14 protein-coding genes, 1 tRNA gene and 1 pseudogene are annotated in these 14,568 nt (G+C 63.9%); 6 read left to right on the top strand and 10 right to left on the bottom strand.

Annotated features, from left to right (window positions below):
• Positions 1-3: 3 nt before the first annotated feature.
• Entirely contained in the window at positions 4-306 is a 303-nt protein-coding gene (locus tag PQ627_RS05380) for an urease subunit gamma (RefSeq protein ID WP_214857918.1), read from the bottom strand.
• A 197-nt stretch (positions 307-503) separates the two neighbouring features.
• On the opposite strand from PQ627_RS05380, the gene PQ627_RS05375 reads away from it, so the two are divergent.
• A complete protein-coding gene (locus PQ627_RS05375; protein WP_274259084.1) occupies positions 504-1,025 on the top strand; it encodes a flavin reductase family protein in 522 nt (173 codons plus the stop codon).
• Here PQ627_RS05375 and PQ627_RS05370 read toward each other — a convergent pair.
• Together PQ627_RS05370 and PQ627_RS05365 are read right to left on the bottom strand one after the other, a co-directional pair.
• Positions 1,022-2,122: a D-TA family PLP-dependent enzyme gene (locus PQ627_RS05370; protein WP_274259082.1), complete on the bottom strand. Its 1,101-nt coding sequence runs from the start codon at positions 2,120-2,122 to the stop codon at positions 1,022-1,024. The genes PQ627_RS05375 and PQ627_RS05370 overlap by 4 nt on opposite strands.
• A gap of 20 nt (positions 2,123-2,142) precedes the next feature.
• Complete coding sequence (locus PQ627_RS05365) at positions 2,143-3,147, bottom strand: LacI family DNA-binding transcriptional regulator (RefSeq protein ID WP_274259080.1); 1,005 nt, start codon at positions 3,145-3,147, stop codon at positions 2,143-2,145.
• A gap of 338 nt (positions 3,148-3,485) precedes the next feature.
• Here PQ627_RS05365 and PQ627_RS05360 point away from each other — a divergent pair, with 338 nt between their 5' ends.
• Entirely contained in the window at positions 3,486-4,169 is a 684-nt protein-coding gene (locus PQ627_RS05360) for a GAF and ANTAR domain-containing protein (protein ID WP_274259078.1), read from the top strand.
• 118 nt (positions 4,170-4,287) lie between these two features.
• Positions 4,288-4,659, top strand: coding sequence for a hypothetical protein (locus PQ627_RS05355; protein ID WP_274259076.1), 372 nt, complete (start codon positions 4,288-4,290; stop codon positions 4,657-4,659).
• Here PQ627_RS05355 and arfA read toward each other — a convergent pair.
• A complete protein-coding gene (gene arfA, locus PQ627_RS05350) occupies positions 4,656-6,191 on the bottom strand; it encodes an arabinosylfuranosidase ArfA (RefSeq protein ID WP_274259074.1) in 1,536 nt (511 codons plus the stop codon). The genes PQ627_RS05355 and arfA overlap by 4 nt on opposite strands.
• 168 nt (positions 6,192-6,359) lie before the next feature.
• Positions 6,360-6,432 (bottom strand) — tRNA-Lys (locus PQ627_RS05345).
• Between the two features lie 227 nt (positions 6,433-6,659).
• Between PQ627_RS05345 and PQ627_RS05340 the strand changes: the two genes are divergently transcribed.
• Positions 6,660-7,319 (top strand): hypothetical protein, encoded by a 660-nt coding sequence (locus PQ627_RS05340; RefSeq protein ID WP_144663129.1) that lies wholly within the window; start codon positions 6,660-6,662, stop codon positions 7,317-7,319.
• A 234-nt stretch (positions 7,320-7,553) separates the two neighbouring features.
• Here PQ627_RS05340 and PQ627_RS05335 read toward each other — a convergent pair whose 3' ends face one another.
• The gene (locus PQ627_RS05335; RefSeq protein WP_274259071.1) at positions 7,554-8,264 is read right to left on the bottom strand and encodes a hypothetical protein; all 711 of its coding nucleotides are present in this window, start codon (positions 8,262-8,264) and stop codon (positions 7,554-7,556) included.
• 175 nt (positions 8,265-8,439) lie between these two features.
• Between PQ627_RS05335 and PQ627_RS05330 the strand changes: the two genes are divergently transcribed.
• Positions 8,440-9,057, top strand: coding sequence for a DUF47 domain-containing protein (locus PQ627_RS05330; protein WP_144663131.1), 618 nt, complete (start codon positions 8,440-8,442; stop codon positions 9,055-9,057).
• A 1-nt stretch (position 9,058) separates the two neighbouring features.
• Positions 9,059-10,075, top strand: coding sequence for an inorganic phosphate transporter (locus tag PQ627_RS05325; RefSeq protein ID WP_274259069.1), 1,017 nt, complete (start codon positions 9,059-9,061; stop codon positions 10,073-10,075).
• 159 nt (positions 10,076-10,234) lie between these two features.
• Here PQ627_RS05325 and pstB read toward each other — a convergent pair whose 3' ends face one another.
• The 4 genes and pseudogenes from pstB to pstS all read right to left on the bottom strand — a co-directional run bounded on the left by pstB (position 10,235) and on the right by pstS (position 14,370).
• The gene (gene pstB, locus PQ627_RS05320) at positions 10,235-11,014 is read right to left on the bottom strand and encodes a phosphate ABC transporter ATP-binding protein PstB (protein ID WP_144663133.1); all 780 of its coding nucleotides are present in this window, start codon (positions 11,012-11,014) and stop codon (positions 10,235-10,237) included.
• Positions 11,015-11,084: 70 nt separating this feature from the next.
• On the bottom strand, positions 11,085-12,188 hold the full coding sequence (gene pstA / locus PQ627_RS05315) for a phosphate ABC transporter permease PstA (RefSeq protein ID WP_144663134.1): 1,104 nt from the start codon (positions 12,186-12,188) through the stop codon (positions 11,085-11,087).
• Complete coding sequence (pstC, locus tag PQ627_RS05310) at positions 12,189-13,121, bottom strand: phosphate ABC transporter permease subunit PstC (protein ID WP_274259066.1); 933 nt, start codon at positions 13,119-13,121, stop codon at positions 12,189-12,191. It abuts the gene before it with no gap.
• Between the two features lie 128 nt (positions 13,122-13,249).
• A pseudogene (gene pstS, locus PQ627_RS05305) lies at positions 13,250-14,370 on the bottom strand (phosphate ABC transporter substrate-binding protein PstS).
• Positions 14,371-14,568 lie beyond the last annotated feature (198 nt).

The raw sequence follows: 14,568 nt of genomic DNA, 5'->3' as shown, positions 1-14,568 counted from the left end.
CTCCTAACGGATGGGGTTGTGGACGGTGACAAGCTTGGTGCCGTCAGGGAAGGTGGCCTCGATCTGGACGTCGTGGATCATCTCGGGAACGCCCTCCATCACGTCGTCGCGGCTGAGCAGGGTGGTTCCGTAGCTCATGAGTTCCGCCACGGTCCTGCCGTCGCGGGCACCTTCGATGAGCTCGTAGCTGATGATGGCTACGGCTTCGGGGTAGTTCAGCTTTAGCCCCCGGCCTTGGCGGCGCCGTGCGAGGTCTGCGGCCACCACGATCATGAGTTTCTCCTGCTCACGGGGCAATAGGTGCACGACATCTCCTTAGGGCTGGGCAGAGCTGGGCCTGATGTGACCAGCGTAAGGAGCGGAAGTTTCAGCCACGTTTCCGAACTGTCTCAGCCGGGGGTCGGAGTGGCCCGAATTGACCTCAACTAATGTTGAGGTTCTAGCATCGATTACTGTGCGCCCAGCGGTGCCATATTCGAGCATTTTCCATCAAAGGTATAGCGATGACCCACCACAATCCCCTGCCGTCCCCGGCTGTCGGCGAGCTCTTCCGGGCCGCGTTCCGCGCACACCCGGCGGGAGTCGCGATCGTCACTGCCTCAGGACCGGAGGGACCGGTGGGACTCACTGCTTCCTCGGTGGCCTCGGTGGCCGTGGATCCGCCAACGCTTGCCTTCTCCGTGACCGGTGGCCGTTCGGCGTCAGTCGTTGCAGCGGCAGACTCGATCGTGGTGCACCTTGTTGGGGCCGACCAGCTGGAACTGGCCCGTACCTTTGCGGACCCCGCGGCACCCCGCTTCACCGAAGACATGGATTGGCAGTGGCTGCCCACCGGCGAACCCCTTCTCCGGGAGGCCCAGTGGGCGCTGCGCTGCGACATCATCCACCGCGCGCCGCTGGGAGGTTCGGTGCTGCTCGCGGCGACGGTTCTGGACATCCGGGCCAATGACGGCGGTTCAGCCCCGCTGGTCTACCACAACCGGGCGTTCCACACCCTGCTTGAGAGTGTTCCGGCGCTGGGTTAGCTGTTCCTGCCCCTCGCGGCCACGGTCCACGTGTCCACCACAGCACCGTCACGCACCGCGTAGACCTCGTCCACCAGGTTCATGGTGAGGCAGACGTGGTTGGGGATCACCCGGAGCCGGGTGCCCAAGGCCGGAAGCTCGGCCGAATCCGGCCAGACTACCGTGGCGTGGTGCTCGGACAGTGCGGTCACCCTGGCCTCGGGAAACTCGGGGAGCCGGGCGTAACCCGTGGCCCAGTCAGGTCGATCGCTGCCCAGGACCTTGCTGCCGGCATCCACCACCACGCGCCGGACGTTGCCGCCGCGTGCTTCGTGGCGGCTGACCACCGTAGCGGCCACCGACAGGGCGATGTCGTCCCAGGTGCACCGTTCAAGCTCCAGTTGCTGGGCATCGCCAAAGACGTAGACGCCGGGGCGCAGCTCAGTTGCGGCCGTCGGGCCGTCAAGCAAGGCCGTGGGAGTGGACCCACCGCTGACTGTCCGCACCTCGAAGCCCGCCGAGCCCAGCGCCGCAGCCGCCTGCCCCAGTGCTTCGTTTTCATTGCCGGCCGCCCCTGTTGGCATTCCGGGCTTGTAGCTGTGGCCGGGGAAGGTGAAAACGCCTGCGACGGTGAGGCCTGCGGCGGCCGCAGCACGGGCCACCTCCACTGCCTCGTCGGGAAGGACACCGCTGCGGTGGTGGCCGCTGTCCACCTCGATCAGCACCTCCACGGAACCGGCGTCCGCACCCAGGCGGTGACCCATCGCCGTCGCGCCCTCCGCTGAATCCACGCCGGCAGCCAGGCGGGAACCTGCGGCCAGGGCCCGGAGTCGCTCCGCGTTTTCAGCTTCCACCCACAGCGGGTACGCGATGAAGATGTCCTTCACGCCGTTGGCCGCAAAGACCTCAGCTTCGCCAATAGTGGCAACCGTGATCCCGACAGCCCCTGCGGCCAGTTGCTTGCGCGCAATCTCCAAGGTCTTGTGCGTCTTGACGTGCGGGCGCAGATTCAGCCCACGGCCCTGCATGCTGTCAGCCATCCGCTGGATGTTGCGGTCAAGGATATCGACGTCGATCATGACGGCGGGGGTACGGAGGGCGGCTGGGATCACGTTCATTCCTCAAAGACTAGCCGCCCTTACGGCGCTGAATGCCGGATCCGCAGTTCGAAGGCGGCCTCCAGCTGGCGGACGTCGCCCGTTTCCCGGTCGCTTTCGATCCGCTCGATCAGGAGTGCGACGGCGCGCTCGGCAATTTCCGCACGCCCCGGCGCCACGGTAGTCAGCGACGGCGACGCGAACCGCGCCTCCTCAATGTCGTCGAAACCGGCCACGGCGATCTCCTGCGGCACCTTCTTTCCACGGACCAGGAGCTCGTGAAGAGCCCCCAGGGCCAAGGCGTCGTTGAGGCCGAACACGGCGTCAAACTCCGCGCCACTGTCCAACAGCCTGGCAATGGCCCCGGCTCCCCCATCTCGTCGCCACTCACACCGCACCAGCAAAGTGGGGTCGTACTCAACGCCGGCGTCCGCGAGCGCAGCCTTGTACCCGCTGAGCCGCAGGCCGGCGCTGCCTGTTGTGTCGCCGTCGGCCGCCCCCAGGACAGCTATACGACGGCGGCCACCGGCCAGCAGGTGCGTGGTGATGGCTGCGGCGGCTTCCTGGTTCTGGATGAGGACCATGTCCAGGCGCGGGTCCTGCACATACTCTCCCAGGAGGACCAACGGCTTGGTGCCGGCCCCCTGGATGATCTCCTCAGCACCAAGTGCCAGGGGAATGAAAAGGAGGCCGTCCGTGAGGCTGCGGAATTGGCCTTGGATTGCTGCCTTCTCGTGGGCCGCTTCGTTGCCTGACTGCTCCACCAGGACGCGATAGCCGCGGCGCCAGGCAGCCTTCATGATGTCGGATGCCAACTCCGCGTAATACGGGATGGAAAGGTCGGCCAGCACGAGGCCCAGCATGTTGGTCTTCCCGGAGCGGAGGCTTCGGGCCGTCAGGTTCGTTTCGTAGCCGAGCTCTTCAATGGCGGCCAGAACGCGTTGCCGGGTGGTCGGACGGATGAATTCGTAATTGTTGATGACGTTGGAAACTGTCTTCAACGAAACCCCTGCGGCTTTCGCGACGTCGTTCATGGTGACGGCCATGCGGGCACTCCTTCAGTGCTGGTGAAATACATCGGTGCAATTAAGGATGCGCACTGACGGCTGTATCTTGTTGCACGTCCTAAGCGTAGTGGCGAAGTATGAGATACCGGATGGTGATGCTCCGGAACTGATTTATCCGGGTTGGGCGCGAACACGAGTGCCCAGCCGCCCAGCCGGAAATGCGTGAGGTCCGGCCACGCTGAATTGAGGCCACAATGGCCCGGAACGAAGAAGCGAAATCTTCTGCAAAAAAGCAAAATCATCTTTCTGAAAGCCCCACATCCACAGGATCCCGGCCAGACCTGACCAATTTTCTGGAGCGCATCCAGGATCTGCTGGTGGAAAACGCGGACATTCCCGGCTTTCTCGGCGACCTCGTGGAATTGACCGCGGACGAACTCACAACATCGGCCAACGCGGTGTCTTGCGGAATGACGGTCATGCGGCAGAAAAAGCCGGTTGCCGTAGCGGACAGTGACCCGCTGGCCCGCCGCCTGGACAAGATTCAGAATGACCTGGGCGACGGCCCCTGCCTCAGCGCCCTCCGGACACGGACCATGACCCACGTCCCCGACATACGGCATGAAAACCGCTGGCCGGACTACATGCAAGCCGTGGAGGACACGGATATTGGTGCCATCCTTGCACTGCCCCTGGACTTGAACAGCACCTCTGCCGCCGTCGTAAATCTGTACTCGGCGCATCCACACAGCTTCGGCGAGGAGGACGTTCGTGCAGCCCAGCGGGTGACCACCACGGGAGCGAAGGCACTGCAGCTGGCCCTGAAGATGTCGCAGCTGCAGGACGCACGCGCGAACTTGGCGGCGGCACTGGATTCCCGCACGACCATCGACACCGCCGTAGGCATCATCATGGCGCAAAACAGGTGTGGCCGCGATGCTGCCTTCCAGATCCTGGCGGATGCTTCCAGCCATCGCAATATCAAGCTGCGCGCGGTGGCAGAGGCCGTCGTCGCCCACATCGCAGGCGACCGGCGGCTTCCCACGTCCTTTGAGGACTGAGGCCCCCACGCAGACTCCCTAGGCCGTCACACGTCGCTCATACCCATGCAACGCGCCTGCAACATAGTTGCGCAAAGCTGGATTCAAGTAAATGGCGGAGCCAGCTGAGGAGGCAACCATGGGCATTGCAAACAGGGACCTGTTCCAGGCGCTGAAGACACAGGCCACCCTGGCCCAAGCATTCGGCGCAGTACCGGGCAGCCAGGAAAAACCGCACCCCCTGAGCCAGGGAGACAACGTTGAGGCGTGGCACAACGGCCGCCTCTACCACCAAGGCACCGTGGTCAAGACCGTGGCGGGAACGGACCTTTTCTGGCTCAACGACCAGACGGGGACCCGGCGTTTGCTGGATATGGAATCCATGGAGATCGTGACCGTTGACGGTCCGGCTCCGGAGGCTGCATCGCAGTCACCAAAACCGGCTCCCGCCACCGTCACTCCCATCTCCGCCTACCCGACGTTCCACGACGGAACGCAGCAGATCGCTTAGCTGTCGTTGCCCGAATCCAGGGACAGCCTGATCATGGTCCAGCTCACGGCCGGAAGCTCCGCGGTGAGGTTGCCGCCGTCGAGCTTCACACTGACGTTCTCGGACGGCAGGACCGACGTCGAATCGTCGGCTGTCGCCTGCCAGTACGGGTCCTTGTTCGCGTAGGTCACGGCCTCGATAACCTTGCCGGCGTTCAAGCTTCCGACGGCGGCCTCCAGGGTCAGCGCGTCCGTCGCCGAACGGTTCACGGCGAATACGACGGCCTGGTTGGCATCGGCGTCGTAGGTCGCCACGGCCGACAGGGCGCTGAAGCCGGCTGTCTTTTCGCTGTCCAACTGCGGTGACTCGACGGCGAGATTGAGTACTGCGCCCGAGGCATGCTGGGACGTGAGGGCGAACGGGTGGAAGGTTGTCTGCTTCCACGCGCGGCCGCCGGGCTCGGTCATGATCGGCGCGATGACGTTGACCAGCTGGGCAAGGCTCGCTGAATGAACGCGATCGGTGTGGCGCAGCAGCGTGATCAGGAGATCGCCCACCACCACTGCGTCCGCCACCGTGTAACGGTCCTCCAGGAGAACCGGCGCAACCGGCCAGTCATCCCCGGTGGGGGCCTTGGACTCGTCGCGTGTCATGTGCCAGACATTCCACTCATCAAAGGAGATGTTGACCTGCTTCCCGGACTTGTTAGCCGACTTCACATGATCGATGTGGGAAACGATGTCCTTGATGAACGCTTCCATCCTGTGGCCTGCGGACAAGTGTTCCTGCAGGTCGCCGAAGTCCTCGAAGTACTGGTGCGCTGAGATCAGGTCCACCAGTTCATAGGTTTCGTTGAGGACCACGCGCTCCCATTCACCGAACGTGGGGATGTTGGGGCCGGAGCTGCCGCAGGCAACCAGCTCCAGTTCCGGGTTGACCATGCGCATCGCCCGCGCGGTTTCGGCAGCCACACGGGCGTATTCCGTAGCGGTCTTGTGACCGATCTGCCAGAAACCGTCCATCTCGTTGCCGAGGCACCACATGGTGATGTTGTGGGGTTCCACCGCGCCGTTGGCCTTGCGCTGCTCAGACAACGCCGTGCCGCCCTTGATGTTGGAGTACTCCAGCAGGTCCAGCGCTTCCTGGGTGCCCCGGGTGCCAAGGTTCACGGCCATCATGGGCTCCACCCCGGCCTTCACGGACCATTTGGCGAACTCATCCACGCCCACCAGGTTGGGGTCGCTCGAGTGCCACGCGAGGTCAAGACGGGTGGGACGGCTTTCCTTCGGACCCACCCCGTCCTCCCAGCGGTAGCCGGAAACGAAGTTGCCGCCGGGATAGCGGACAGTTGAGACGCCGAGTTCCTTGGTCAGCTCCAGGACGTCCGTACGGAATCCGTCCTCATCAGCCTTGGGATGCTCCGGCTCGAAAATGCCGGTGTAGACACAGCGGCCCAGGTGCTCGACGAAAGCCCCGAAGGTCTTCCTCCTCACGGGGCCGATGACGAACGCGGGGTCGATGGTGATCTTGGCGGTGTTGTTCTGGGCTCCCAAAGCGTGGGTCCTTGTCTGCTGGTGTGCGGGGCGTGCGAGTCGATTTACAACGTTATAGAAACCATGCTGTCGGTGGATGGGATGGGAGTCAAGAGATTTCTTCGCGCGCATAGGTCGCGGAAACAAAAAACAGGCCGGAGACTCAACGTCTCCGGCCTGCGAGAAGGGTGGGCCCTGTGGGGATCGAACCCACGACCCACGGATTAAAAGTCCGATGCTCTACCAACTGAGCTAAAGGCCCTCCAGCTGTTGAAACAGCCATAAATACTGTACCCCAAGGTCAAGGCAGGTAAGGAACCGGGGTGGGGTGCGCCGTCGTGACCTTCTTTGGGCGGAAGTACGACGGCGACGCGCCGCTGACGGCGGCGTGTCGGCCCACCGGCGGCGGCAAAGAGGGTCGGGAAGCGACGGCTGCGCCCGATACAAGCGTTACTCGACCCCACCAGAGCACAGGAGTACGGTGAACTCATGAGCGAACAGCCAGGATCACGTGCGTACGGCGGAGCAAACAGGCACCACAAACCAAAGCCCTTTGCGCCCATCGATTTCGAACCGTTTGCCGGCGGCGCGGACCCTGCGAGAGTCTCCGAGGCCGCACACCTCGCGGCCCAGGCCCTGGTGAAGCGCGGCCGGGACAGTGACGACCCCAAAGTCACGCGCAGATTGGTGAAGCTAGCCGACGAGCAGGGCCTGGATGCGATCGCCGAGATGTGGGCCGAGAGCCCCGCACGCAGCTTGCCCGGCGCGCTCTGGCGGCTGTACGCCCTTCGCGCTGCCACCATCCAGAACCCGGAGCGCATCTCCGTGTACTTCAGGGCCGGCCGGGACACGGCACAGGTTTCCAACGTGGTGGCAGGGGCGGCCGAGCCGCCGGGAGCCGAAGAGATGAAGACCATGGCGGACGCGATTTTGTCGGGAGCCTTCGACGGCGAGTTCGACGTCGCGTTGGAACGCTCGGCCGCATTCTGCCGCGTGGTGGCGCTCGGCCAGGCAACGATTGCCGACGGCGCCGAGCACACCAACGAAGGCCACGCCAGCAAGCTCACCCGCAACTCCCACCAGCTGGTGAAGACCGCGGAAGACCTCGAGCACGCGGCCAACGCCTGGCGGCTGGGCGAGCTGGACTAACGCGCCCGAAGGGCGAAACGTACCCACGCCCGGCCCGGACTGTCAATGTTGACTTAGCCAGCCAGACGGGGAAAACTAAAACTGGTGTCGAACCGCGAAACCCCCGGGCTTCAACTTATAGCCGCTTCGAGCGGCCTACCGCCGAGAGGCGTATCCGGTTCGGCACCATTTTTATGCCCGAAAACAGTTTGCCCGGACCAGCCTTGAGGCGGCCCGGGCAAAACGCGGCAGAAACTACTTCAGCGTCACCGTGGTTTCGGCGGTTTCCTTCTTGTCGTGGTCAAGGTCGCCTGCTGCGTTCTGGGGCGTCATGGTCGCCTTGATCTCGGCTTCCTTGCCCGCGGTGTAGGCGAAGTTCTCGGCAATGTTGAACGACTCACCCGGCTTCAGCACGAACGGGTCCTTCTCCTTCAGCTTGATGCCTGAGCTGGTGAGGCCGTATTTCTTGAACCCGTCACTGCTGGAGTCGGACGGCATGCCGCCAAGGTACTTCCAGTCCGTGTACTTGGCGTTGGGCGTCACCAACGAGTGGCTCAGGGGGATGTCGGCCGATGACGTGTTGGTCACCACGTAGTTCACGTAGACGATCGGGGCGCCCTTCTTCAGCAGGTTCTCCTTGGTTTCCTTGTCCACGAACATGCTGTCCTTGGAAGCGACGTCCGTAGCCACCTGGAAGACGTCGACGGAGAAGCTGTCACCCTTCATGCTGCCCAGCTTCTCCCCCGCGTCGGAGATGGGGAGCGCCCAGGACGCTACCTTGTAGGAACCCGAGGAGGTGCCCTCGGAGGCAGCCGATGATGCTGCGGACGAGGCAGACGGCGAGGAGGACGACGGCGATTCGGAACCGCCCGCCGTCGGGCCCGTCGCGGCGGGAGCGCAGGCACTCAGGGCAAGAAGCCCCGCAGCGGCCAGGCCGCTGATCTTCATAAGGTTATTGAGACGCATAGTTCCCCCATTGATTGGATTAATTAGCAGACGTCCCAAGTGTTGCATGGATGTGCGGCGGCTTGCCATGGGGAGTAGTTCCCGCAGCACTCCTGCTGACCGGTAAAGTTGGGAGCGAAACGGATCGCGTCAAGTCAAGCGGCCCGCGCCCACCCGTCCCCAGCCCGGAAGCGATATGAAGCTGCGCCTTTTCCCCCAGGAACCTGCCGGGCTCGTACTGCTGGCACAGATGGCCGGCGTCATCGTGGCCGCCACCGGGACGCTCTCCGAAATTCTTGGCGCCCCTGCCAGCGAGCACGAACGGCTCGCAGAAGAGCTCCACGAGCACGAGTCCAAGTCGCTGGACCTGCACTTCGCCCTCTTGACGCATATGCGCACCAGTTTCGTGAACCCCCTCCCCCGCGAGGACATGTACACCCTCTCCCGGCACCTCAACGAGGCCATGGAGAAGCTGGATGCCGCCGGTGACCTCGTGGCGATCTACAAGCTGGACCGGCTCCCCAAACGTGCGGCCGACCAGCTGGAGATCATCAGCCGCCAGGCCGAGCTGACGGTGGACGCCATGCGGAAACTCGAAGACCTCGACGAGCTGGAGGACTACTGGATCGAGATACTCCGCCTGGCGAAGCGTGCCGAGCGCACCCACCGCATCTGGGTAGCGGAGATGCTCAAGGACATGAAGTCGACACAGTACGCACGGCACCGGGACATCGCCAACCAGTTGGTGGAAGTGACCAAAGACATGCGGAAGGTCGCCACGCAGGTAGGCAGCATCATCGTCAAGGAATCATGACGTGACCATCGCCGTCCTGGTCCTGGTAGTTGCTTTGGCCTCGGGTTTTGCATTCCTGAACGGCTTCCGGGATGTCTCCAACGCCGTCGCGCTTTCAACGCGGACCCGAGCCCTCACGCCATCGGTCGCCGTGCTCCTGGCTGCTGTCTTCAACTTTGTGGGCGCCATGCTCAGCGGGACGTTCGTCCTGGCCTTCACGCAATCCTGGATCACGCTACCCCAGGGCACCGGGGGCCTCACCATGCTCGCCTCAGCCCTGGCGGCTTCCATACTGTGGGGAGTTTATGCGTGGTGGCGGGGCATTCCCTTGTCCTCCACGAACTCGTTGGTGGGTGGGCTCATAGGTGCGGGCGGCGCCAGCATCCTGGTGGGTGGAAACTCCCTCGGTGGCGTGGACGGCATCGTTCTCACCCAGGTGGTGCTGCCGCTGGTGCTTTCCCCGTTGATAGCTTTCGGCGCGGCGTATTTGCTGGTGTGGCCAGTGACGTGGGCCGCCCGCTACACCCAACCGAATGTGGTGAACAGGCGCTTCCGGCGGGCCCAGGCCGTGTCCAGTGCGGCTGTCGCGTTCGGTCATGGCCTGCAGGACGGCCAGCGCACAGCAGCGGTCATTTTCCTGGCCGTTGTGGCCGCCGGGTTGTCAGGCGGTGACGAGCTACCCCTATGGATTCTGCTGCTCACGGCCGCCATGCTCACGGCGGGAACATTGCTGGGTGGCTGGAGAATCTCCCACACCCTGGGGCACAAACTGATCCGGGTGGATCCGTTACGGGGATTCGTGGCCCAAACGCTGACGTCCGTCATGCTGTTTGTCGGTGCCATTGGTTTCCAGCTGCCGCTCTCCACTACGCACACGCTCACAGCGTCCGTACTGGGCGGGGGCATCAACCAGCGGTTCCACACCGTGAACCGGCGCCTCGTTCGGAGGATCCTGATGTTCTGGGTAGCCACCCCGCTGATCACTGCGGCCGCGGCGTTCATCTTGGAACTCGCGTTCTCCCCCCTCACCCACCTCTAGACCCAACCAGGGGACAGATACGGGCCCACTGAGCGTTCAGTGGACCGTCATCTGTCCCCCAGTTGGGTAACAAAGAACGACGGCGGCCGTACCCCCAAGGCGACGGCCGCCGTCGTTATGTGCCGACTCCCCCCATAGAAGCCGGAACCCGCGGAACCCTTATCCGAAGCGGCCGGAGACGTAGTCTTCCGTGGCCTTCTGGGACGGGTTGTTGAAGATGGACGCGGTGTCAGCGAATTCAATGAGCTTGCCCGGCTTGCCCGTCCCCGCGATGTTGAAGAAGGCGGTCTTGTCGGACACACGGGCAGCCTGCTGCATGTTGTGGGTCACGATCACCACGGTGTACTGGTCCTTGAGCTCGTTGATGAGGTCTTCAACAGCAAGGGTGGAAATGGGGTCCAGTGCGGAGCAGGGCTCGTCCATGAGGATCACCTGGGGTTCAACGGCGATGGCACGGGCGATGCAGAGTCGCTGCTGCTGGCCACCGGAGAGGCCGGAGCCCGGCTTGTCCAGGCGGTCCTTGACCTCGTTCCACAGGTTGGCACCCACCAAGGACTTCTCCACCAGGGCATCAGCCGCGCCCTTGGAGATCTTCTTGTTGTTCAGCTTTACACCGGCCAGCACGTTGTCGCGGATGGACATGGTGGGGAACGGGTTGGGGCGCTGGAAGACCATGCCCACCTGCGTGCGAACGGTTACGGGGTCCACGCCGGGACCGTACAGGTTGTCGCCGTCGAGCAGTACTTCGCCTTCGACGCGGGCGCCCGGGAGGACCTCGTGCATGCGGTTGAGGGTGCGGAGGAAGGTGGATTTGCCGCAGCCGGACGGGCCAATGAAGGCCGTCACGGACTTGGCCTGGATGTTGATGTTGACGTCCTCGACGGCCAGGAAATTGCCGTAGTAGACGTTCAGGTCTTTGACGTCGATGCGCTTGGACATGGTGTTCCTTTGTTCCTTGGGGGTTCTGGAAGTTTTCGTGCCGGGAGTGCCGGGAGTGCCCGGCTGGCGGCTAACGGCCCGTCTTGGGAGCGAAGATGCGGGCGATAAGGCGTGCTCCGAGGTTCAGGAGCATCACCAGGATGATCAGCACCAGCGCTGCGCCCCAGGCCCGCTGGTCGGACGGACCAGGGTTGGACGGCGACGTCGGGTTGAGGATCTGCGTGTAGATGAACGTGGGCAGCGAAGCCATCCAGCCGCTGAACACGTTGTTGTTGATGGTGGTGGCGAAGCCGGCGGTCACCAGGATGGGCGCGGTCTCACCGATCACGCGCGCGATCGCCAGGGTGACGCCGGAAGCGATACCGGAGATCGCCGTCGGAATGACCACCTTGGTGATGGTGCGCCACTTGCGCACGCCCAGCGCGTAGGAGGCCTCGCGGAGCTCGTTCGGGACGATCTTCAGCATTTCCTCGCTGGAGCGGACCACCACCGGGATCATCAGGACCGAAAGCGCGACGGCGGCTACCGCACCGGTCTTGGTGCCGGGGCCCACGACGGCGAAGAAGAACGCTGCCGCAAAGAGGCCGGCCACGATCGAGGGGATGCCGGTCATGACATCCACGAAGAAGGTGATGGCGCGGGCCAGCGGACGGTCGTTGCCGTATTCCACCAGGTAGATCGAAGTGAGCAGGCCGACGGGCACCGAGATGACCGTTGCAAGGAGCGTGATCTGGATGGTGCCGATCAGCGCATGGTAGATACCGCCGAGGACCTTCCCGCCCTCTTCGGCTGCCTTGTTGTCGAAAGCGCCGGTAACGCCGTTCATGGAGGTGCCGAGGAAGCCGGGGGTGATGAGTCCGGGGATGCCGTTGATGAGGACCGTGACGATCACCGAGATCAACGGCAGCAAAGCGATCAGGAAGGCACCCACAACCAGGCAGGTAGCCAGCTTGTCCTTGGCCTTGCGGGAACCTTCGACAACACCGCTCCAGGAGACCAACCCGACGGCAAAGAGGATGGCCGAGACAATCCCCCAGCCGAAGGCGTTGAAGCCGATCAATGCGAGGATGGCCGCGCCGACAATGAGTGCGACAGCCAGGACAATGTAGGGCGCGAACTTCGGAAGTTGGCCCTTGGTGAGCGCGGAGCGCTTGCGGACTGCTGTGGCGGTCATTTAGTTGGCTCCCGAGAATTCTTTGTGCTTGGTGATGATCCAGCGGGCGATCATGTTCACGCCAAGGGTGATGACGAACAGCACCAGGCCGGCAGCGATCAAAGTGTTGACCTTCAGGCCGCTGGCTTCGGGGAAGTTCAAGGCGATCTCGGCGGCAATGGTCTGGTTGCCGGACTGGATCAGGCTGGCGGTAAGGACGCCGGAGGACAGCACCAGGGCCACGGCCATGGTTTCTCCGAGCGCGCGGCCCAGGCCAAGCATGACGGCGCTGATGATGCCGGGACGGCCGAAGGGCAGCACAGCCATTTTGATCATTTCCCAGCGGGTGGCTCCCAGGGCCAACGCGGCTTCTTCGTGCAGCTTGGGGGTCTGCAGGAAGATTTCGCGGGACAGGGAGGTGATGATGGGAAGGACCATGACCGAGAGGACGATGCCTGCCGTGAGGATGGTCTTTCCGGTAGCCGAGGCCGGTCCTTGGAAGATCGGGATCCATCCGAGATTGTTGGCCAGCCAGTCGTAGGCGGGGGAGATTTCCTTGGCCAGGAAGGCCGCACCCCAGGCACCGTAGACAACGGAGGGGATGGCGGCCAGGAGGTCCACCACGTAGCCGAGCCCGGCAGCGAGCCGGCGCGGGGCGTAGTGCGAGATGAACAGGGCCACCCCGATGGCCACGGGCGTGGCGATGACCAGTGCGATCACGGCGGCAATCAGGGTACCCACCACGATCGGGGCGATGTAGGCGAAGAAGCCGTGTCCGCCCTGGATGTCCGCGGGCGGGGCGGTGAGCGCCGGGATGGCCTGCACCACGAGGAACAACGCGACCCCGAAGAGGACTGCGAGAATAAGGCACCCTGCGGCCATGGCGGCCCCGGAGAAAACCTTGTCCCCGGCGCGTCCTGCGCCTCGGGAGGTTGTCAGGGAGTTGGTGGTCACTTCACGATCCTTCAGTCTGGAGTGAACTGGTCTTGCACGGCCAAGTTCCCTGCCCCGCCGCGGCGGCGTTGGCCACCGGGGAGCGGGACAGGGAACTTCAGTGTTCAGCCGTGCTCTGGGCGCAAGCGTTAGGACTTGGCCTTGATGGTTTCGATGGCGGCCTTGGCCTTGTCCTGCAGCGTCTTGGAGAGCGGTGCGGACTTAGCGGCGTCGGCAGCGGTCTTCTGACCCTCGTCGGAGACGACGTAGGTCTCGAAGGCCTTGACCAGGTCGGCAAAAGCCTTGGTCTCGTAGGTGGTGCAGACAACGTGGTACGAGACGAGCACTACCGGGTAAGCACCGGATGCGGTGGTCTTGCGGTCCAGCTTGATGGCGACGTCGTTGCTGGCGCGGCCGTCAACGGGCTTGCCGGCTTCAACAGCCTTGGCAGCAGCGTCGGCGGAGATCTTCACGAACTCGTCGCCGACCTTGATGGAGGCCGTGCCCAGCTTGCCGGAGACTGCGGAGTCATCGGCGTAGGTCACGGCACCGGGGGTGTCTGTGACGGTCTTGACGACGCCGGAGGTGCCCTTGGCGTTCTCACCCTTCAGGGAGGCGGGCCAACGCCTGCAGCCTTGTCGGTCCAGACCTCGGGAGCGGCGGATGCGAGGTAATCGGTGAAGTTCGAGGTGGTGCCGGAGTCGTCGGAGCGGTTGACCGGGGTGACCTTGAGGTCCGGCAGGGTGACGCCGGAGTTCAGTGCTGCGATTGCCGGGTCGTTCCAGTTGGTGATCTGGCCGCGGAAGATCTTGGCAACCGTAGCGGCGTCGAGCTTCAGTTCCTTTACGTCGGGGATGTTGAAGGCGACGGCGATCGGGGAGATGTAGACCGGGATGTTGATGGCACCCTCGGGGCCGCACTTGGCCTTGGAAGCTGCGAGCTCGTCGTCCTTCAGGTAGGCGTCGGAGCCGGCGAACTGTGCCGAACCGTCGATGATGGCCTTGCGGCCTGCGCCGGAGCCGTCCGGGGAGTACTGGACCGTGGCGCCCTGGTTCGCGGAGGCGAAACCGGCCTTCCAGGCGTCCATGGCTGCGCCGGTGGAGGAGGCGCCGATGCCGGTCAGGGTGCCCGTCACCTTGGTGCCGGCTGCTGCGGACTGGGTTCCGCCAGTGGTGCCGGTTGCGTTGTCAGAACCGCAAGCGGTGAGCGCGAGTGCGCCTGCTGCGATGACCGCGAGTGCCGCGTTGCGGCCGAAGCGAGTTGCCTTCACTTGGATGTGCCCCTTCCAGGGATTTCTCAGATGCGTTCCGAACGGAGATTTCGGCGTGCGCGAGCTGTGGACCGTTTTGTTCCTTTACTGAAGGTAAGGAGCGCAGGTAACGGGATCGGCGGTGGCAGGTGAACGGAAGGTGAACGACGGCGGACCATTGGGTTATGTGGCGCGTGCCACCTTGAGTGGTTCCACCGT

The organism is Paenarthrobacter sp. AB444, from assembly GCF_028736865.1.
Lineage (GTDB): Bacteria > Actinomycetota > Actinomycetes > Actinomycetales > Micrococcaceae > Arthrobacter > Arthrobacter nicotinovorans_B.
Note: the sequence above shows the minus strand (reverse complement) of the source record. Positions and strands in the feature narration are given on the sequence as shown.

Coding starts and splice junctions, on each gene's coding strand:
- PQ627_RS05375 (WP_274259084.1), top strand. CDS start 504: ATGACCCACCACAATCCCCTGCCGTCCCCGGCTGTCGGCGAGCTCTTC.
- PQ627_RS05370 (WP_274259082.1), bottom strand. CDS start 2,122: ATGAACGTGATCCCAGCCGCCCTCCGTACCCCCGCCGTCATGATCGAC.
- PQ627_RS05365 (WP_274259080.1), bottom strand. CDS start 3,147: ATGGCCGTCACCATGAACGACGTCGCGAAAGCCGCAGGGGTTTCGTTG.
- PQ627_RS05355 (WP_274259076.1), top strand. CDS start 4,288: ATGGGCATTGCAAACAGGGACCTGTTCCAGGCGCTGAAGACACAGGCC.
- PQ627_RS05340 (WP_144663129.1), top strand. CDS start 6,660: ATGAGCGAACAGCCAGGATCACGTGCGTACGGCGGAGCAAACAGGCAC.
- PQ627_RS05335 (WP_274259071.1), bottom strand. CDS start 8,264: ATGCGTCTCAATAACCTTATGAAGATCAGCGGCCTGGCCGCTGCGGGG.
- PQ627_RS05330 (WP_144663131.1), top strand. CDS start 8,440: ATGAAGCTGCGCCTTTTCCCCCAGGAACCTGCCGGGCTCGTACTGCTG.
- pstB (WP_144663133.1), bottom strand. CDS start 11,014: ATGTCCAAGCGCATCGACGTCAAAGACCTGAACGTCTACTACGGCAAT.
- pstA (WP_144663134.1), bottom strand. CDS start 12,188: ATGACCGCCACAGCAGTCCGCAAGCGCTCCGCGCTCACCAAGGGCCAA.